Source organism: Alteromonas sp. KUL150, from assembly GCF_009811475.1.
Taxonomy (GTDB): Bacteria; Pseudomonadota; Gammaproteobacteria; order Enterobacterales; family Alteromonadaceae; genus Alteromonas; species Alteromonas gracilis.
Window position 1 is genome coordinate 1 of the sequence record NZ_BLIJ01000094.1, and the last position, 731, is coordinate 731.

Annotated in this window: 1 protein-coding gene; it reads left to right on the plus strand. The window is 42.3% G+C overall.

Annotated elements, in window-relative coordinates:
- The first annotated feature begins 289 nt into the window (after positions 1-289).
- The gene (locus GVO62_RS19190) at positions 290-718 is read left to right on the plus strand and encodes a hypothetical protein (protein ID WP_159120614.1); all 429 of its coding nucleotides are present in this window, start codon (positions 290-292) and stop codon (positions 716-718) included.
- Positions 719-731: the final 13 nt, after the last annotated feature.

Here is a 731-nt window from a genome sequence, read left to right on the forward strand (position 1 = left end):
TAAAGGGGCTATCACCCCAGAGATGGCTCTTCGTCTTGAACTAGTTTTCGGTAAGCCTTCTGCGGCCCATTGGCTTCGTTTGCAAAATGCTTTTGATTTGTGGCAAACGAGACAACATCAAGGCTCTTTGCATGTCTCACCGTATAATATGGCTGCGGTATAAAACGCGCATAACAACAAAATCAAGTTCGCCCGCTGCGCGGGCTGGGACGCATACACGTGGGCTGCTTCGCATCATAGCCCACATGTCTGCGCCCCTTGTTCAAAAGTTAGCTGCCAGAAGGTGAGCATGGACAAAACAACAAAGACGGTAGTTATTTTTCTTCTTATTGTCGGAAGTCTTTCATTGATTTCGAATTCGGTATGGAAACCTTTTTTGCAGAAAGAGTCGTTAAAAATTAGTGACGCTCAATTACAAGATGTTGTGAATCAGATGAATGAAATGACACCTATATTTCTAGACGACATTACTAAGTTAAATCGAGTCCACCTTGAAGGTAGAACAATTGTTTACGAGTATATCCTTGAACATGATGAATCCGAGGATATTTTAGCTTTTGGTCCGCTTGAAGAAGCGCAGTTAAATGAATACTGTAATTCAAATGAAAATAGTTATTTTTCTAAGGTGGGTGTTGCAGTGACTTCAAACTACGTAACCCGTGATGGGGGAAAATTACATAGTTTTACTATGCGGCCATCTGATTGCATTGGCAGCTAATCGGGTAGCCGGA